Raw genomic sequence first — 17989 nt, forward strand, 5'->3', positions numbered from 1 at the left:
CCGCCGCGCACTTGTGTCGCGCTCGCCCGATCCTGCGTCAGGTGACAATATGCGCACCTGTGCACCCTATTTCCAAAATGCCTTGATAGAGCGAATTTCAGCATGTCCAAAGTCAAATTGAGCACCAACCACGGCGACATCGTCCTGCAACTGGATGCCGAAAAGGCCCCGCTGACCGTTGCCAACTTCCTGGAATACGTCAAAGCAGGCCACTACAGCAACACCGTGTTCCACCGTGTGATCAAGGGCTTCATGATCCAGGGCGGCGGTTTCGAACCAGGCATGAACGAAAAACGCGACAAGAAGCCAAGCATCCAGAACGAAGCCGACAACGGCCTGAAGAACGACAAGTACACCATCGCCATGGCCCGTACCATGGAGCCGCATTCGGCCTCCGCGCAGTTCTTCATCAATGCCTCGAACAACGACTTCCTCAACCACAGCGGCAAGAACGTGCAGGGCTGGGGCTACGCCGTGTTCGGTAAAGTGACCGAAGGCCAGGACGTGGTCGACAAGATCGAAGGCGTTGCCACCGGTTCCAAGGCCGGCCACCAGGACGTGCCGAAAGACGACGTGATCATCGAGAAAGCCGAGATCATTGAGTGATTCTGCTGATCTCTGATCTGCACCTGCAAGAAGAACGCCCGGACATTTCCCGGGCGTTTGTTGATCTGCTCGAAGGCCGTGCGCGTCACGCCAAGGCGCTGTACATCCTGGGCGACTTCTTTGAAGCCTGGATCGGCGATGACGCCATGAGTCCTTTCCAGCAGTCGATCTGCCAGGCCTTGCGCCAGCTCAGCGACGCTGGAACGGCGATCTACCTGATGCACGGCAACCGCGACTTTCTGCTTGGCCAGGACTTCTGCAAGGCCGCTGGCGCCACGCTGCTGGACGACCCTTGCGTGGTCGAGCTGGGGGGTGAGCCCGTACTGCTGATGCATGGCGATACCTTGTGCACCCGCGACCTGGGCTACATGAAGCTGCGCCGCTACCTGCGCAACCCGCTGAGCCTGTGGATCCTGCGGCACCTGCCGCTGTCCACCCGGCAAAAGCTGGCGCGCAAGCTGCGTAGCGAAAGCCAGTCGCAAACGCGCATGAAAAACACCGAGATCGTCGACGTTACCCCTGAGCAAGTGCCCCTGGTGATGGCTGCGCACGGCGTGCGTACGCTGGTGCATGGGCATACCCACCGGCCGGCGATTCACAAGCTGGTGGTCGATGGTCAGCCAGCACGGCGTATCGTGCTCGGCGACTGGGACCGCCGCGGCTGGGCGTTGCAGGTCGATGAACAGGGCTTCCAGCTGGCCCCGTTCGACTTCAACTGATCTGCTTCTCACTGCTCAGCCCTGGCTTGATTGGCGGCCTGCCCGCGAACACGCCAGGGCTGATGCAACTCAAATGGATGCAAACGGCACATTGCTGCCCTGCAACTGCACGCGAACAAATCCTTCCTATACTGCAGCTGGCGTCCTTGCAGTGCCGACCGCCCATTCAATGCAATACCTCCCATAACAACAAGCGAGGTGGCAGATGGTTTGGCAGCAGATCTACGATCCGTTCGGGAGCCCCTGGCTCTCCACCCTCATGGCCGCAGTCCCCGTCGTGGTGATGCTGGCGGCACTGGCGTTCTTCCACATCAAAGCGCATATCGCCGCCCTGCTCGCCCTGGCGTCGGCCTTGCTGATTTCCATCCTGGCGTTCGACATGCCCGCCAACATGGCAGGTTCTGCGGCGTTGTACGGCGCGGCCAACGGCCTGCTGCCCATCGGCTGGATCGTGCTCAACATCATCTTCCTGCACCGCCTGACCACCGAAAACGGCTCGTTCAAGGTGCTGCAGGACTCGCTCGCACGCATCACTGACGACCGTCGCCTGCAGTTGTTGCTGATCGCGTTCTGCTTCGGCGCCTTTTTCGAAGGAGCGGCGGGCTTTGGCACACCGGTGGCGGTGACCGGGGCGATTCTGATCGGCCTGGGCTTTTCGCCCCTGGCCGCCTCGGGCCTGGCGCTGATCGCCAACACCGCGCCCGTCGCCTTCGGCGCCCTGGGCACGCCGATCATCACCCTGGCCAAGGTCACCGGTCTGGATGAAATGGAGCTGTCGATGATGGTCGGTCGACAGTTGCCGTTCTTCTCGGTGATCGTGCCGTTCTGGTTGATCTGGGCGTTTGCCGGCTGGCGCAAGACGATCGAAATATGGCCGGCGATTCTGGTGGCCGGGGTCAGCTTTGCCATTCCGCAGTTTCTGGTGTCGAACTACCACGGGCCAATGCTGGTGGATGTGATCGCCGCATTGATCTCCATGGCCTGCCTGACCGGCTTTTTGCGGGTGTGGAAACCGGCCACGGTGCACACCTCTGCTGCACTCACCGGGCGGGTGGACAATTCCAAGGTCGAAGCCGACCCCAAGGCGCCTGCTGGCGATACCCTGGCCTTCAGCCAGTCGGACAGGCGCACGGTGCTGCGGGCGTGGATGCCTTGGATCATCCTCACGGTATTCGTCTTCGCCTGGGGCACGGCCAGCTTCAAGAACCTGTTCGATACCCGCCCCGCGCTGGACCCTGCTACAGGCGTGGTGATGATGGACGCGCAGGGCAAGCCGCTGCGTGAAGCCAACCCAATCTTCGCCCCGAGCATCACGTTCGAGGCCATCCACCAGCAGATCGAAAAAGTCCCGCCTGTTGTGCCCACGCCGAAAAAAGAGGACGCGGTGTACAAGTTCACCTGGCTGACCTCGACCGGTAGCGGGATCTTGCTGGCGGCGATTCTCGGCGGCCTGCTGATGGGCTACTCGCCGCTAGCCCTGGCCAAGCAGTACCTGCGCACGATCTGGGTGGTGCGTTATTCGCTGATCACCATCGTCGCGATGCTCGCCCTGGGGTTTCTCACGCGCTACTCAGGGCTGGATGCGACCATGGGCCTGGCGTTTGCCGCCACCGGCATTTTCTACCCGATGTTCGGCACCCTGCTGGGCTGGCTGGGGGTCGCCCTGACCGGCTCGGACACCGCCTCCAACGTGCTGTTCGGCGGGCTGCAGCGGGTGACCGCCGAGCAACTTGGCCTGAGCCCGGTACTGATGGCTGCGGCCAACAGCTCGGGTGGGGTGATGGGCAAGATGGTCGATGCGCAGTCGATCGTGGTCGCCTCCACCGCGACCCGCTGGTATGGGCATGAAGGCGAGATCCTGCGCTATGTGTTCTTCCACTCGGTGATCCTGGCAATTCTGGTCGGCGGCCTGGTGACCTTGCAGGCGTACGTGGCGCCGTTCACGGCGATGGTGGTCGGCGGCGGCTGAAAGTCTGGGTAAAATGCCGATTTATCCGTAGAGGATCCTGCAATGGACCTGCAGTTTCTGGGCACCTCCTCCGGGGTGCCCACCAAGGCCCGCAATGTCAGCGCCACGGCCGTGATCGAGGCCTCCGGCAAAGGCTGGTACCTGGTCGATTGCGGCGAAGGCACGCAACACCAACTGCTGCACACCCCGCTGTCGATGCGCGACTTGCGCGCCATTTTCATCACCCATGTGCATGGCGATCACTGCTATGGCCTGCCAGGTTTGCTGGCCAGTGCCGGCATGTCTGGGCGCAGCGAACCACTGCCGATGATCCTGCCGCTGGCCTTGCACGACTGGCTACGCCAAAGCCTGGCCGTGAGCCAGACCTACCTGCCCTTCGAGCTGCACTTGCAGGCTGTGGAAACTCTCCAGCACTGGAGCAGCGCCCAGGTGCAGGTGAGCACCGTCGAGCTGTCGCACCGGGTGCCCAGTTATGGCTTCGTGTTTAGCGAAATCAATCCCGAGCCGCGCCTGGATACCGACAAGCTGCTGGCCGATGGCATTGCCCGTGGGCCGCTGTGGGGTGAGCTGGCCCAGGGCCGCTCGGTCGAGCACGCCGGCCAACAGCTCGCTGCGCAGGATTACCTGAAGCCCTCGCGCCCGCCACGACGCGTCATCGTCTGTGGCGACAACGATTCACCGAACCTGTTGGCCGAAGTGGCCAAAGGTGCCGATGTACTGGTACATGAAGCGACCTTCACCCAGCCCATCCTGGCACGTGCACAGTCGAACTTTGGCCATAGCACTGCCGCCGCTGTCGCACAGTTCGCCCACGCTGCGGGGGTGCCTAACCTGGTGCTGACGCACTTCAGTGCCCGCTACCAGGACAATCCGCAGCGCAGCCCCTCGATCGATGATGTGCGTGCCGAGGCGTTGGCCCATTACAGCGGGCAGCTGATCCTGGCGCGAGATCTACAGCGTTACCACCTGGACCGGGAAGGCCGGCTGCAGCCGATAGCCAGCCTTTGAGGCGCATCGCTAACAGCCACGACCACCAAGGGCCGCAACGCGGCCCCTGATCTGCTTACTCATTCACACTCAAAGCGCGCGCCGCTCTTTCGCTGCGGCCACGCGTCGCCAGGCAGTAATACAGCGGGCACGTCACCAACAAGCCAAATAACCAGGACAGGTCCGCCCCTTCCACCAGGTTCGAATACGGCCCGACATACAGCGCGGTATTGGCAAACGGCAACTGCACCAGGATCCCGCAGGCGTAGGCAATGATCGCGTGCGGGTTGAACCGGCCATAGATCCCACCATCGGCGCGGAAGATCGAGGCGATGTCATACACGCCCTTCTTGATCAGGTAGAAGTCGATCAGGTTGATCGAAGCCCACGGCACCAGCACCAGCAGCAACGCCAGGATCAAGCCGATGAACTGGCCAATGAAATCCGCCGACGCGTTCAACGCGACCAGGCCACAACCGAGCAGAATCACCGCTGCGAGGACTACCCGCAGCTTGATGCTCGGCGTCCACTGCGCCACGAAGGTCTGGATCGCGGTGACGATCGACAGCACCGCGCCATACAGGTTGAGGGCGTTGTGGCTGATGATGTTGAGCAGGAACAGCACCATCAGAATCGGCCCCAGCCAGCCTGTGGCCTGCTCGACCGCAGCCATGGCGTCGGTGCCTTCCGGCACGCACAGCACGGCAATGGCACCAAAGCTGAAGCACAGGATGGTGCCCAGGGTGGCCCCCAGGTAAGTGGCCCAGAACGGCTTGGCGATCCCGATTTCACGCGGCAGGTAGCGCGAATAGTCGGAGGTGTAAGGCGAGAAGCTGATCTGCCAGATGGTGCCCAGCGACACCGTGGCGATAAAGCCCGACAGATTGAAGCTGCCACGGCTGAAGAAGTCTGCCGGCAGGTCCTGGATGAACATCATGGCGAAGCCAGCCAACAGCGCCGAGCCCATCACCCAAGTGCCGATGCGGTTGAGGGTATGAATGAAGCGATAGCCAATCACGCCAATCGCCGTAGCGCTCAAGGCGCCGATGACGATGGCCGTCGGCATCGGTACGCTGGGGGCAATGCCATGGATCGACTTGCCAGCCAGGACAATGTTGGAAATGAAGAAGCCGATGTAGATCAGCGCGGTGAAGAACACGATCAGCAACGCGCCATAACGGCCGAACTGGCCACGGCTCTGGACCATCTGCGGAATGCCCAGCTGCGGCCCCTGCGCAGAAGCCAGGGCGATGACCACGCCGCCCAGCATGTGGCCAAGCACAATTGCAATCAGCCCCCACAGCAGGTTCAAGTGGAACACCTGGACCACCATGGCACCGGTGACGATAGGCAGGGGTGCAATGTTGGTGCTGAACCAGAGGGTGAACAGGTCGCGCGCCTTCCCATGGCGCTCGTCAGGTGGGACGTAATCGACCGTGTGATTCTCGACAAACTGGTGTTGCGACGACGGTTGGGACATAGGATTTCAGCTCGAAAGGGTCGTTTTTTATCGTTGTAGGAAACCGCTCTGGGCGGCCTCTCAGCTGCGGACCATATTATGGTATTCCAAACTTTTGACAACACTGCACCGCCCGAAAATAACCTAACTGATCCGGTTCAGCAGCCCACCGGCAGAGCGTGATTCTTTGGCTAAGCCACGTTTTACGCGGCCTTGCGCCGCTCATCGTGATTTTCACCAGGCGGAAAATTCCGCTTGCAAATCGAGTATTACGGTATACCATCAGACACATCAACGATAAAAAGCGGACCACCGCTACCCCTGCGAAGAGGATCACTTCATGATCGACGCAACCGTCTACAAGAACGTTTTGGGTTCCTTCCCTTCCGGCGTCACTGTCATCACCACCCTGGACGACGACGGCCAGATCGTCGGCCTGACCGCCAGTGCCTTTTCCTCGCTGTCGATGGACCCGCCACTGGTGCTGTTCTGCCCCAACTACAGCTCCGACTCCTACCCGGTACTGATGCAGAAAAAGCGCTTTGCCATTCACCTGCTTTCCGGTGAACAGCAGGCTGAAGCCTATGCCTTCGCCAAAAAAGGCAAGGACAAGGCCGCCGGTATCGAGTGGACCTTGAGCGAGCTGGGCAACCCGCTGCTGGCCAATGCCACCGCCATCATCGAATGCGAGCTGTGGCGTGAATATGAAGGTGGCGACCACGCCATCATGGTTGGCAAAGTGCAGAACCTGATCGTCCCCGAGCAAGCGCCACTGCCGATGATCTACTGCCGCGGCAAGATGGCCAGCCTGCCCGCCTTCGCCTGAGCGCACCTATCCTGTCGATGGGTGCCGGGCGCGCCCGTCGTGGTTTCTGGCGCCTGCCCAGGCAGGCGCGACATTCAAGCTTCGAGGAAAGCCCCATGAAATTTTCGTTGTTCGTGCACATGGAACGTTGGGATGAACAGGTCAGCCACCGCCAGCTGTTCGAAGACCTCACCGAACTGACCCTGATGGCCGAGGACGGCGGTTTCAGCACCGTGTGGATCGGCGAACACCACGCCATGGAATACACCATCTCGCCCAGCCCGATGCCATTGCTGGCGTACCTGGCGGCGCGCACCGAAAACATCCGCCTGGGCGCCGGCACCATCATCGCGCCGTTCTGGAATCCGATCCGGGTAGCCGGTGAATGCGCCCTGCTCGATGTGATCAGCAACGGTCGGATGGAAGTCGGCCTGGCCCGTGGCGCCTACCAGTTCGAGTTCGACCGCATGGCCAACGGCATGCCGGCTACCGACGGCGGCAAGGCCCTGCGCGAGATGGTCCCGGCGGTGCGCGAACTGTGGAAAGGCGACTATGCCTTTGAAGGTGAGGTGTACAAGTTCCCCACCTCCACCAGCGTGCCCAAGCCGGTACAGAAAGGCATGCCGCCGATGTGGATCGCCGCACGCGATCCGGATTCGCACAACTTTGCCGTGAAAAACGGCTGCAATGTCATGGTCACCCCGCTGATGAAGGGTGACGAAGAAGTGCTGGACTTGAAGAACAAGTTCCAGGCCGCGCTGGACAACAACCCGGACGTGCCGCGCCCGCAGTTGATGGTGCTGCGCCACACCCACGTGCACAGCCCGGCGGAGCCAGACGGTTGGAAGATCGGCGCCCAAGCCATCTCGCGCTTCTACCGCACCTTCGATGCCTGGTTCGGCAACAAGACCACCCCGGTCAATGGCTTCCTTGAGCCGAGCCCTGAGTCGAAATTCGCCGAAGTGCCCGCGTTCGAGCTGGAAAACATTCGCAAGAACACCATGATCGGCACGCCTGAAGAAATCATCGCGCGGATCAAGTACTACCAGGAACTGGGCGTCGACGAGTTCAGCTTCTGGTGTGACAACAGCCTGCCGCATGCCGAGAAGAAGAAGTCGCTGGAGCTGTTCATCAAGGAAGTGGTGCCGGCGTTCAACTGAATTCCCATTGCCTGATTGATTGCGGGAAGCGCCCGCTCCGGCTGCTGCAGGAGCGGGCATTTTTTTGCGTGCTTGGCGCAGCAAGATGGCAGCGGCGGTGGACTTTTCGCGGGCAAGCCCGCTCCCACAGGTCCCGCGCGCTATCCCTGTGGGAGCGGGCTTGCCCGCGAAAAGGCTCAAGCCGACAGAGCACCTTTCATCTTCTGGGCAGAGAAATTTCCGACCACCTCTTGCACTACAAATATTATGGTATACCATCAGACAACAAGACCTGATAACCCTTCACAGGAGCTGCCCATGAGTTTCGAAATCCGCAAGATCGTCACCTACTCCGAAGAGACCCGCATCGAAGGCGGCAAGGCCACCGACAAACCGGTGACCATGGTCGGCCTGGCCGTGGTGATCAAGAACCCGTGGGCTGGCCGCGGGTTCGTTGAAGATCTGAAGCCGGAAATCCGCGCCAACTGCTCCGAGCTGGGTGCACTGATGGTCGAGCGCCTGACCGCTGCCATCGGCGGTGCCGACAAGATCGAGGCCTACGGCAAGGCGGCGGTGGTCGGCGCCGACGGCGAAATCGAACACGCCTCGGCGGTGATCCACACCCTGCGCTTTGGCAACCACTACCGCGAAGCGGTCCAGGCCAAGAGCTACCTGAGCTTCACCAACAAGCGCGGTGGCCCTGGCACCTCGATCCAGATCCCGATGATGCAAAAGGACGACGAAGGCCTGCGCTCGCACTACATCACCCTGGAAATGCAGATCGAAGACGCACCGCGCGCCGACGAAATCGTCGTGGTCCTGGGCGCCGCTGACGGCGGCCGCCTGCACCCGCGCATCGGCAACCGCTATATCGACCTGGAAGAACTGGCCGCCGAGAAGGCCAACGCTCAATAACAACAACCAGAAGCGCTGGGGCATTGCCTGCAAGCCCCGGCCTTCAAGGAGCGCCCCACCATGATTCAGCCTGTTGCTGAACGTACACCGGCCGGGACCAGTTACCTGAGCCAAGGCCAGGGCCAGCCTGTGGTGCTGATCCACGGCGTGGGCCTGAACAAGGAAATGTGGGGTGGGCAGTTCGTCGGCCTGGCCAACGACTACCGAGTCATCGCCTACGACATGCTCGGCCACGGCCAGAGCCACCTGCCTGCCGCTGACACACCGCTGGAAGGCTACGCCGCGCAATTGGCCGAATTGCTCGATCATTTGCAGATTACTCAAGCCACCGTGATCGGTTTTTCCATGGGTGGCCTGGTCGCCCGCGCCTTTGCCCTGAACTACCCGCAGCGATTGTCCGCGCTGGTAGTGCTCAATAGCGTCTTCAACCGCACCCCAGAGCAGAGCGCAGGGGTTATCGCCCGCGCCGCCCAGGCGGCTGAGCAAGGGCCGGACGCCAACGTCGATGCCGCCCTGGACCGCTGGTTCAGCCGCGAATACAAGGCCGCCAACCCGGCCCAGGTCGCGGCGATTCGCCAGGTCCTGGCCAGCAACGACCCCCAGGGTTACCACACCACATACTCGCTGTTCGCCACTCAGGACATGTATCGCGCAGACGACCTGGGCACGATCCAGGTACCGACCCTGATCGCTACCGGCGAGCTCGACCAAGGTTCGACCCCGGCCATGACCCGCCAGCTCGCCGCGCGCATTCCCGGTGCGCACAGCGTGGTCCTCGCCGAACAACGGCATATGATGCCGGTAGAAGCGCCGCGCGAAGTCAACAAGATGCTGCTGGACTTCCTCAGGCAAGCCCGCACCCTCACCGAATCCGCCAAGGGGATTGTTGCATGACCCTCGTTCGTTTCCAGATGTGCATCGACGGCCAATGGCGCGATGCCCAGAGCGGCAAGACCTTCGACAGCCTCGATCCGGCGACCGCCCAGGCCTGGGCGCAACTGCCCGATGCCGATGAAGGCGACGTCGAACTGGCCGTACAAGCAGCCCAGCGCGCCTTCGACAGTCAAACCTGGCGTGGCCTTAGCGCCACGGCACGGGGCAAGCTGCTGCGCCGCCTGGGTGACTTGATTGCCGAAAACAAAGAGCACCTGGCCCAGCTGGAAAGCCGCGATAACGGCAAGCTGATCCGCGAAACCCGCGGCCAGGTCGGTTATCTGCCAGAGTTCTTCCACTACACCGCAGGCCTGGCCGACAAGCTCGAAGGCGGCACCCTGCCGCTGGATAAACCCGACCTGTTCGCCTACACCGTGCACGAGCCAATGGGCGTGGTTGCCGGGATCATTCCCTGGAACAGCCCGCTGTACCTGACCGCGATCAAGCTGGCCCCGGCCCTGGCAGCGGGTAACACCATCGTCCTCAAGCCGTCCGAGCACGCCTCGGCGACCATCCTCGAGCTAGCCCGCCTGGCCCTGGAAGCCGGCTTCCCGCCGGGTGTGGTCAACGTGGTGACCGGTTACGGCCCAAGCACCGGCGCTGCCCTCACCCGCCACCCGCTGATCCGCAAGATCGCCTTCACAGGCGGCGCCGCCACAGCCCGTCACGTGGTGCGCAGCAGCGCCGAGAACTTCGCCAAGCTGTCGCTGGAGCTGGGCGGCAAGTCGCCGAACATCATCTTCGCCGACGCGGACCTGGACAGCGCCATCAATGGCGCCGTAGCCGGCATCTATGCCGCCTCCGGGCAAAGCTGCGTGGCCGGCTCGCGCTTGCTGGTGCAAGACGAGATCTTCGATGAATTCGTCGAGCGGCTGATCGAACGCGCCAAGCGCATCCGCATCGGCAACCCGCAGGACGAGCTCAGCGAAATGGGCCCGATGGCCACCGCCCAGCAACTGGCCGTGGTCGAAGGCCTGGTCGCGGCGGCCAACGCCGAGGGCGCCAAGCTGCGCATGGGCGGCAAGCGTGCCGAGGTCGAGGGTGAAGGCTGGTTCTATGAGCCGACCCTGTTCGAGTGCGACAGCAACTCGATGAAGATCATGCAGGAAGAGGTGTTCGGCCCGGTCGCGGCGGTGATTCGCTTCAAGACTGAGCAAGAGGCCTTGGCGATAGCCAACGACTCGCAGTTTGGCCTGGCCGCCGGCATCTGGACTCGCGACCTGGGCCGCGCCCACCGCCTGGCCCGCGATGTACGTTCAGGGATCATCTGGGTCAACACCTACCGCGCAGTCTCGGCCATGGCGCCGATTGGCGGCTTCAAGAACAGCGGCTATGGCCGCGAGAGCGGCATCGATTCGGTGCTCGCTTACACCGAGCTGAAGACTGTGTGGATCAACCTGTCCACCGCGCCGATGCCCGATCCTTTCGTGATGCGCTAAGAGGGCCTGCCAAGATGATCGAACCTGGCATCTACAAAGACGTGATGGGCTCGTTCCCCTCCGGGGTCACGGTAGTAACCACCCTGGACGCCGACGGCGGCATCGTCGGCATCACCGCCAGCGCCTTCAGCGCGCTGTCGATCGAACCGGCGCTGGTGCTGTTCTGCCCCAACTACGCCTCGGACACCTACCCGATCCTGCGCGACAGCAAGCAATTCGCCATCCACTTGCTGTCTGCCGAACAGACGGCCGAGGCCTATGCCTTTGCCGGCAAGGGCAAGGACAAGGCCAAAGGCGTTCAATGGCACCTGAGCGAGCTGGGCAATCCGCTGCTGAGCAAGGCTACGGCGATCATCGAGTGCGAGCTGTGGCGCGAGTACGACGGCGGTGACCACGCGATCATCGTCGGCGCGGTGAAGAACCTGGTGCTGCCGGCCGAGCCGGTGACGCCGATGGTCTACCACAAAGGCAAGCTGGGCGCCCTGCCCCCACTTGGCTGATCGACCTTTGAGTCGGCGGTGGCTTTTTCGCGGGCAAGCCCGCTCCCACAGGGATCGCACAGATCCCAAGTTCTGTGAAGTACCTGTGGGAGGGATCACGCAGATCCCAACTTCTGTGAAGTACCTGTGGGAGCGGGCTTGCCCGCGAAAAAGCCACCGCCGATGACCCTGTTTTTAGGGGCCGCGCTACCCTCTCACCAATGGTTGCTGCCCCTGTTTTGATTCGGAGCTAGACAATGAGCAACGAAAAGTACGAGAAAGGCCTGCAGATTCGCACCCAGGTGCTGGGCGAGGACTACGTCAAGCGCTCGATCGAAAACGCCGACGAGTTCACCCAGCCGCTCCAGGAGCTGGTTACCGAGTACTGCTGGGGCCATGTCTGGGGCCGCGATGGCTTGTCGCGCAAAGAGCGCAGCATGATAAACTTGGCCATGATTTCCGCGCTCAACCGGCCCCACGAGCTCAAGCTGCATATCCGCGGCGCACTGCGCAATGGCCTGAGCCGAGAACAGATTCGCGAGATCCTGCTCCAGGTCGGCATTTACTGCGGCGTGCCCGCGGCGGTGGACAGCTTCCGCCTGGCCCGCGAAGCGTTCGCCGAAGCCGACACGGAGTCAACCCGTTAACAACGGGCTGTTCGAACCACCGCAAGGAGCAGCGCCCGGTTCGGGGGTGCCCTTCGGGTTGGCGCAACAGCCTCATAAAGAGCGCACCTGATGAAACGCCAGCCACTCGACGACAGCTTCAAGGTCAACCGCAACCCAGTCACCCTGCGTGAAATCGTGCTCGATAAACTGCGCGGGGCGATCATGAACTTCCACCTGCTGCCCGGCGACCGCCTGGTCGAGCGCGACCTCTGCGACCGCCTCGGCGTCAGCCGCACCTCGGTGCGTGAAGCCCTGCGCCACCTGGAATCCGAAGGCCTGGTCGAATTCGCCGACGCCAAAGGGCCGCGCGTGGCGATCATCACCCTGGAAGACGCCTGCGACATCTACGAGCTGCGCTGCGTGCTCGAAGGGCTGATCGTCCAGCTGTTCACCCTCAATGCCAAGGCCAAGGACATCCGCGCCCTGGAGCGCGCCCTGGAGGTGAACCGCGAGGCACTGGAAGAAGGCGAGCTGCAGCAAGTGCTCGAATCGGTGCAAGGCTTCTATGACGTGCTGCTGGAAGGTTCCGGCAACCGCGTCGCCGCCACCCAGCTGCGTCAGCTGCAAGCACGCATCAGCTACCTGCGCGCCACCTCGGTGTCGCAGGCCAATCGTCGTGGTGCCAGCAACCAGGAAATGGAAAAGATCGTCGCGGCGATCAAGAGCGGCGACCCGCAAGCGGCGCACCAAGCCTCGGTCGACCACGTACGCGCCGCCGCCAAGGTCGCGCTGGACTACCTGCGCCAGAAGCAGGATGACAACGCCAAGGTGCGCGAAATCATCGAGCCCCTGGTCCTGAAGGACCCTCGCATAGGCCGCTAAGCATGCCCAACGCCCCGCGCTATTGCCCGCACTGCACCACAGAGCTTGCCCGGGGCGTTCCCACTGGCGATACCCACGAACGCCTGCACTGCACTGGCTGCGGTTACATTCACTACATCAACCCGAAGATCATCGCCGGCTGCATCATCGAACGCGATGGCAAGTACCTGTTGTGCCAGCGCGCCATTCCCCCGCGCCCTGGCACCTGGACCTTGCCGGCGGGCTTCATGGAAGCGGGTGAAACCACCGAACAGGCGGCGCTGCGTGAAGTGTGGGAAGAAAGCGGCGTGCATGCCGAAATCGTCTCGCCCTACTCGATCTTCAGCGTGGCCAAGATCAGCGAGGTGTACATCATCTTTCGCGCCATCGCCACGCAGGAGACTGGCCAGTTCGGGCCGGAGACGCTTGCCTACAAGTTCTTCGAACCTGATGAGATCCCCTGGGATGAGATCTACTACCCGGCGATTCGGCAGATCCTCGAGCGCTATATCCTTGAGCGGCAGGCGGGGGTGTATGGGATCTACATGGGCAATGACGACACCGGCAAGGTGCATTTCATTCGCTGATCTGTGCACTGCCCGCACTGCCAACACAAATCTCTCGCCAGCAAGCCAATCTCAGGGCACCCTTATCACTCCCTGATGCAAGGACCAGCAAACCCCATGGCGAAATGGTTGGAAGGCGGCGGATCCATGGCCGAGCGAATCCGCAACCACGACTGGCCAGCCACCCCGCTCGGCCCGCTCGAGTCCTGGCCAGACGTGCTCAAGACCACCGTAGCACTGTGCCTGGGCTCACATTTTCCGCAGGCCGTGCTCTGGGGCGATGAGCTGATCACCCTGCACAACGATGCCTTCAGCGCGATTCTCGGCGAAAAACCCTTAGCCCTGGGGCGGCCATTCAGCGAGGTGTGGCAGGAAGCCTGGAGCGACATCAAGGCGATGGCCGACCGCGCGCTGGCAGGCGAAGCGGTGTTCATCGAGAATTTTCCGCTGCTGATCAACCGCAGCGATGGTCCGGAGCGGGCCTATTTCACCTTCTGCTACAGCCCCATCCGCGATCAGTATGGGCAGATCGTCGGCATGATCGACACGGTAACGGAAACCACTGCCACCGTAGTTGCCAACCAGCGCCTGAACTTCCTCGACAATCTCAGCCGCGCCCTGGCCGATGCCAATGACCCCGATCGGATCATGGCCACCACCACCGGTATGCTGGTCGAGCACCTGCGCCTGTCCAGTTGCGCCTACGCGGTAATGGACGCCGACCAGGACGGTTTCACCATCTGTGGTGACGCGGTAGCGCCAGGTTCACCACGCCTGGTCGGACAATACCGCCTGGCCGATTTCGGCACCCTGGCGGTCAAGCAACTGCGCGCCGGCTTGCCGCTGGTGATCAACGACAACCTCAATCAGCTCGAACCGCAGGAAGCGGCGACCTTCCAGGCCATCGGCATCACCGCGACCATCTGCATGCCGCTGATCAAGGAGGGTCGGTTGACCGCGCTAATGGCCATCCATGACCGAGTACCGCGCCAGTGGACCAGCTATGAACAAGCGTTGATCAGCGAAGTGACCGAGCGCTGCTGGGCGCATATTCAACGCGTCCAGGCCTACGCCGAAGTGCGCGAGACGGCGGCTGCGCTGGAGGCGCTGAACGCCACCCTGGAGCATCGCGTACAGGAGCGTACCGAGCAGTTGCTGCACACCGAGGCGATGCTGCGCCAGACCCAGAAGCTGGAAGCCATCGGCCAGCTGACCGGCGGCGTTGCCCATGACTTCAACAACCTGCTGACCATCATCCGCTCATCCCTGCACTTTCTGCAGCGCCCGGATCTGGACGACAACCGCCGCCAGCGCTACCTCAAGACCATGGCCGACACCGTCGATCGCGGCGCCAAGCTCACCGGTCAGCTGCTCGCCTTCGCTCGCCGCCAAGCGCTCAGCCCGCAGGTGTTCGACGCCGGGCCAAGGCTGCAAGGCATGGCGGAAATGCTCGATACCGCCACCGGGGCGCGCATCCAGGTCAGCCTGGAACTGCCCGAGTCGCCCTGCTACATCCGCGCCGACCTTGGCCAGTTGGAAACAGCGCTCATCAACCTGATGATCAATGGCCGCGATGCCATGGCCGGCGAAGGCACCCTGCACTTGCGCCTGGTTGCCGACCAACGCATGCCCGGCGCACCCGGGCGCTTTGCAGCGATTTCGGTGAGCGACAGTGGCGTGGGGATTGCTCCTGAACTGCTTGAGCGCATTTTCGATCCGTTCTTCACCACCAAGGCTGCGGGCGAAGGGACGGGGCTTGGCTTGTCCCAGGTGTTTGGCTTCGTCAAGCAATCGGGCGGTGATGTGCAGGTGAACAGTGTTGCCGGCCAAGGCACCACGTTTACCCTGTACCTGCCCCAGGAAAGCGCGGCAGATTCGCCGCAAACCGCCCTGCCGAGCAGTGCCCCTGTGGCCCTGGCCGGCAGCAGCAAACGGCGCATCCTGGTGGTCGAGGACAACGCCGATGTCGGCAGTTTCACCACCCAGATGCTCAAGGAGCATGGCTATCAGGTCAGTTTGGCGCTTTGCGCCGAGGATGCCCTGGCGCAATTGAGTGGCGCCCAGGGACAGTTCGATGCGGTGTTCTCTGATGTAGTGATGCCCGGCATGGGCGGCCTGGCCTTGGCCAAGGAGCTGCGTCGCAGCCGCCCACAGACGCCAGTGATCCTCACCTCTGGCTACAACGAGGCCATGGCTGAAGGGGGGCATCAGGGCTTCGCGTTCCTGGCCAAGCCCTATTCGGCCGAGCAGGTGTGCCAACTGCTGGAAAAAGTGCTGGGGGCCGCCTGAGTCTCAGGCGCTGATCCGCAGCAGCCGCGCCAGGCTTTCAGCCAGCTCTGCGCGGCGAAAGGGTTTGCGCAGCACCTCGAAACCGTAAAGCTCACGCGGCGAGAGGTTGGCGTAGCCGGTGATGATCAACACGGGCAGGTCCTGATGCTGCTGGCGCAGTTGATGGGCGAACTGGGCGCCGGTCTCGTCACTCATGATCTGGTCGGTGACCAGCACATCCATGACCAGCCCCTGAGCGATCAAGGCGCGTGCCTGCGCCGGGCTGGCGGCCTCGCTCACCTCGTAGCCCAGGTCGCGCAACTGCAGCGCGGTGGCATGGCGCACGATCTCTTCGTCATCCACCAGCAGCACCCGCGTAGCCTCACGAGCCCGTGGCGGCTCTTGAGCTGGGCTGCCCGCGTCGACCACATGGGGCTCTCCCTGCGGCAGCCAGAGCGTCGCCTGGGTGCCCTCGCCCGGGCGCGAATGAATGGCAAAACCGCCCCCCGATTGCCCTGCCAAGCCCTGCACCATCGGCAGGCCGAGCCCCGTCCCCTTGCCGACACCCTTGGTCGAGTAGAACGGCTCAAAGCAGCGAGCCAGGACTTCTTCATCCATGCCACAGCCGTTATCAGCCACTTGCAGCCACAGCTGTTGTCCGGCCACACCCTCTGGCCGCGGCGGGCCTGTGTCGGCGCCACCGGCAGAGATCAGCAGACGCCCGCCACTGTTCATCGCATCGCGGGCATTGACCACCAGGTTGAGCACTGCCAGCTCCAACTGGTGCGGGTCGACCAGCACGCTGGGCAGTCGCGCATCGATCTGCACCACCACCTCGATGGTTGGCCCCAGCGAACGGGCAATCAACTCGCGCATGTCACCGACCAGCATGGCCAGTGACACTGCCTGGGGTTTGAGGGTCTGCCGGCGCGCGAAGCTGAGCAGGCGGCCGACCAGGTTGCGCGCGCGATCCGCCGCTTGCAGCGCCCCATCGATCAGTCGGGTCGAGCGGCCGATATCGTCCGGGCGGCGGCGGATCAGCTCAAGCGAAGCGATGATCGGGGTGAGCATGTTATTGAAGTCATGGGCGATGCCACCGGTCAGCTGGCCGATCATTTCCATCTTGCGCACTTCGTGCAGTTGCAGCATCGCCGCTTCGCGCTCGCTGAGCATGCTGGCGACGCGCTCCTCCAGGCTCTCATTGAGCGCCATCAGTTCGGCAAAGGTCGCCTCCAGGTGTGCAGCACTGGCGCGCAAGGCCCGCTCGGCGCGGGCGTGGGTAATGGCCTTCCAGACCTGCTTGGCGGTTTCCTGGACCAACAGGCACTCGTCCTCGACGAACACATGAGGGGTATGAAATTGCACCGTCAGCATCGCCTCCAAACCGCTCGCCTGGAGCACGGGCACATGCAAGCTGGCGCACAGATCGGCCGAAGTACCGGCGGGGAAATCGCTCTGGACGCTCATGCCGCTGGCCAGTTGATCGTGCAATTGCGCAGCGAAGGCCTGGTAGTTCTGCTCACCGGTCAGCGAGGTCACGCCATCGACCCAGTCGCGGGCAACCCGCAGGTGCTGACCATCGCCGAGATCTTCGCCAAAAAATACCCGTGAGGCGCCAAGCTCCTCGCCCAGCCGGCGCAGCGCGTAGGCTTCGATGGCCTCAGGCTCATCCATGCCCGGCAACGCCTGCCCCAGCTCCAGCAGAAAGGCCTGGCGGCGCTGGAACTGCACCCGTTCGGTGGTTTCGGTAACGATACAGAGCACGCCGCCAACGCTGCCATCGGCCTCGCGCACGGCTGAGTAGGAGACATCGAAGTAGGCCGTTTCACCTAAGCCTCGGCGTTCGATATAGAACGGCCGATCATTGGCCGAAAAGGTTTCGCCGGTTTCGCGCACGCCGCGCAGCAGCGGTTCAAGATCGTCCCACAGCTCGCTCCAGTTCTCCTGCCCCGCTCGGCCCAGGGCACGTGGATGCTTGGCTCCGATAGTCGGCGCATACGCCTCGTTGTACAGCGCTACGTAGTCGGCGCCCCAGAACAACACGATCTGCGCCTTGGCCGGAAGAATAGTGGCCATGAGCGTTTTCAGGCTGGCGGACCAATCGGCCGGCGCCCCTAATGGCGAGGTGTCCCAGTCCAACGACTGCAGCAACGTGCTGACCGTGCCGCCACCGAGCAAGAAGCTCGGCATCGGGCTATGCGGGGAGTTTGCGTCGTTGTCCGAAACTGATTTCATT

16 protein-coding genes are annotated in these 17989 nt (G+C 62.7%); 14 read left to right on the forward strand and 2 right to left on the reverse strand.

From position 1 onward, the window contains the following. Nucleotides 1–102 precede the first annotated feature (102 nt). The 4 genes from HU737_RS10980 to HU737_RS10995 all read left to right on the forward strand — a co-directional run bounded on the left by HU737_RS10980 (nt 103) and on the right by HU737_RS10995 (nt 4302). Nucleotides 103–606 carry a peptidylprolyl isomerase gene (locus HU737_RS10980; protein ID WP_186555262.1) on the forward strand — a complete coding sequence of 168 codons (504 nt, stop codon included), beginning with the start codon at nt 103–105 and terminating at the stop codon, nt 604–606. Continuing rightward, entirely contained in the window at nt 603–1325 is a 723-nt protein-coding gene (locus HU737_RS10985) for a UDP-2,3-diacylglucosamine diphosphatase (protein ID WP_186555261.1), read from the forward strand. The genes HU737_RS10980 and HU737_RS10985 overlap by 4 nt, the downstream gene beginning before the upstream one ends. A gap of 205 nt (nt 1326–1530) precedes the next feature. Further along, nucleotides 1531–3294: an L-lactate permease gene (locus HU737_RS10990; protein WP_186555260.1), complete on the forward strand. Its 1764-nt coding sequence runs from the start codon at nt 1531–1533 to the stop codon at nt 3292–3294. 42 nt (nt 3295–3336) lie between these two features. Further along, on the forward strand, nt 3337–4302 hold the full coding sequence (locus tag HU737_RS10995; protein WP_186555259.1) for a ribonuclease Z: 966 nt from the start codon (nt 3337–3339) through the stop codon (nt 4300–4302). 55 nt (nt 4303–4357) lie between these two features. Here the strand turns inward: HU737_RS10995 and HU737_RS11000 are convergent, their stop codons facing one another. Then, nucleotides 4358–5761: a purine-cytosine permease family protein gene (locus HU737_RS11000; protein ID WP_186555258.1), complete on the reverse strand. Its 1404-nt coding sequence runs from the start codon at nt 5759–5761 to the stop codon at nt 4358–4360. A gap of 319 nt (nt 5762–6080) precedes the next feature. Here HU737_RS11000 and HU737_RS11005 point away from each other — a divergent pair, with 319 nt between their 5' ends. The 10 genes from HU737_RS11005 to HU737_RS11050 all read left to right on the forward strand — a co-directional run bounded on the left by HU737_RS11005 (nt 6081) and on the right by HU737_RS11050 (nt 15774). Then, nucleotides 6081–6566 (forward strand): flavin reductase family protein, encoded by a 486-nt coding sequence (locus tag HU737_RS11005; protein ID WP_186555257.1) that lies wholly within the window; start codon nt 6081–6083, stop codon nt 6564–6566. Nucleotides 6567–6661: 95 nt separating this feature from the next. After that, a complete protein-coding gene (locus HU737_RS11010; protein ID WP_186555256.1) occupies nt 6662–7705 on the forward strand; it encodes an LLM class flavin-dependent oxidoreductase in 1044 nt (347 codons plus the stop codon). 297 nt (nt 7706–8002) lie between these two features. Beyond that, a complete protein-coding gene (locus HU737_RS11015; protein ID WP_003256068.1) occupies nt 8003–8599 on the forward strand; it encodes an amino acid synthesis family protein in 597 nt (198 codons plus the stop codon). Between the two features lie 60 nt (nt 8600–8659). Continuing rightward, nucleotides 8660–9493, forward strand: coding sequence for an alpha/beta fold hydrolase (locus tag HU737_RS11020; protein WP_186555255.1), 834 nt, complete (start codon nt 8660–8662; stop codon nt 9491–9493). Further along, complete coding sequence (locus HU737_RS11025; RefSeq protein WP_186555254.1) at nt 9490–10971, forward strand: aldehyde dehydrogenase; 1482 nt, start codon at nt 9490–9492, stop codon at nt 10969–10971. The genes HU737_RS11020 and HU737_RS11025 overlap by 4 nt, the downstream gene beginning before the upstream one ends. Nucleotides 10972–10985: 14 nt before the next feature. Further along, a complete protein-coding gene (locus tag HU737_RS11030) occupies nt 10986–11471 on the forward strand; it encodes a flavin reductase family protein (RefSeq protein WP_186555253.1) in 486 nt (161 codons plus the stop codon). Between the two features lie 236 nt (nt 11472–11707). Then, entirely contained in the window at nt 11708–12097 is a 390-nt protein-coding gene (locus HU737_RS11035; protein WP_186555252.1) for a carboxymuconolactone decarboxylase family protein, read from the forward strand. A 90-nt stretch (nt 12098–12187) separates the two neighbouring features. Beyond that, a complete protein-coding gene (locus HU737_RS11040) occupies nt 12188–12940 on the forward strand; it encodes a GntR family transcriptional regulator (protein WP_186555251.1) in 753 nt (250 codons plus the stop codon). Nucleotides 12941–12942: 2 nt separating this feature from the next. Continuing rightward, nucleotides 12943–13506, forward strand: coding sequence for an NUDIX hydrolase (locus tag HU737_RS11045; protein ID WP_027595373.1), 564 nt, complete (start codon nt 12943–12945; stop codon nt 13504–13506). A gap of 96 nt (nt 13507–13602) precedes the next feature. Next, a complete protein-coding gene (locus tag HU737_RS11050) occupies nt 13603–15774 on the forward strand; it encodes an ATP-binding protein (RefSeq protein WP_186555250.1) in 2172 nt (723 codons plus the stop codon). 3 nt (nt 15775–15777) lie between these two features. Here the strand turns inward: HU737_RS11050 and HU737_RS11055 are convergent, their stop codons facing one another. Beyond that, complete coding sequence (locus HU737_RS11055) at nt 15778–17988, reverse strand: ATP-binding protein (protein ID WP_186555249.1); 2211 nt, start codon at nt 17986–17988, stop codon at nt 15778–15780. Nucleotide 17989 lies beyond the last annotated feature (1 nt).

Source organism: Pseudomonas urmiensis (assembly GCF_014268815.2).
Lineage (GTDB): Bacteria > Pseudomonadota > Gammaproteobacteria > Pseudomonadales > Pseudomonadaceae > Aquipseudomonas > Aquipseudomonas urmiensis.

Excerpts from the sequence above, each read along its gene's own strand:
- HU737_RS10980 (WP_186555262.1), top strand. The coding sequence starts at position 103 with ATGTCCAAAGTCAAATTGAGCACCAACCACGGCGACATCGTCCTGCAA.
- HU737_RS10990 (WP_186555260.1), top strand. The coding sequence starts at position 1,531 with ATGGTTTGGCAGCAGATCTACGATCCGTTCGGGAGCCCCTGGCTCTCC.
- HU737_RS10995 (WP_186555259.1), top strand. The coding sequence starts at position 3,337 with ATGGACCTGCAGTTTCTGGGCACCTCCTCCGGGGTGCCCACCAAGGCC.
- HU737_RS11000 (WP_186555258.1), bottom strand. The coding sequence starts at position 5,761 with ATGTCCCAACCGTCGTCGCAACACCAGTTTGTCGAGAATCACACGGTC.
- HU737_RS11005 (WP_186555257.1), top strand. The coding sequence starts at position 6,081 with ATGATCGACGCAACCGTCTACAAGAACGTTTTGGGTTCCTTCCCTTCC.
- HU737_RS11010 (WP_186555256.1), top strand. The coding sequence starts at position 6,662 with ATGAAATTTTCGTTGTTCGTGCACATGGAACGTTGGGATGAACAGGTC.
- HU737_RS11015 (WP_003256068.1), top strand. The coding sequence starts at position 8,003 with ATGAGTTTCGAAATCCGCAAGATCGTCACCTACTCCGAAGAGACCCGC.
- HU737_RS11020 (WP_186555255.1), top strand. The coding sequence starts at position 8,660 with ATGATTCAGCCTGTTGCTGAACGTACACCGGCCGGGACCAGTTACCTG.
- HU737_RS11025 (WP_186555254.1), top strand. The coding sequence starts at position 9,490 with ATGACCCTCGTTCGTTTCCAGATGTGCATCGACGGCCAATGGCGCGAT.
- HU737_RS11030 (WP_186555253.1), top strand. The coding sequence starts at position 10,986 with ATGATCGAACCTGGCATCTACAAAGACGTGATGGGCTCGTTCCCCTCC.
- HU737_RS11035 (WP_186555252.1), top strand. The coding sequence starts at position 11,708 with ATGAGCAACGAAAAGTACGAGAAAGGCCTGCAGATTCGCACCCAGGTG.
- HU737_RS11040 (WP_186555251.1), top strand. The coding sequence starts at position 12,188 with ATGAAACGCCAGCCACTCGACGACAGCTTCAAGGTCAACCGCAACCCA.
- HU737_RS11045 (WP_027595373.1), top strand. The coding sequence starts at position 12,943 with ATGCCCAACGCCCCGCGCTATTGCCCGCACTGCACCACAGAGCTTGCC.
- HU737_RS11050 (WP_186555250.1), top strand. The coding sequence starts at position 13,603 with ATGGCGAAATGGTTGGAAGGCGGCGGATCCATGGCCGAGCGAATCCGC.
- HU737_RS11055 (WP_186555249.1), bottom strand. The coding sequence starts at position 17,988 with ATGAAATCAGTTTCGGACAACGACGCAAACTCCCCGCATAGCCCGATG.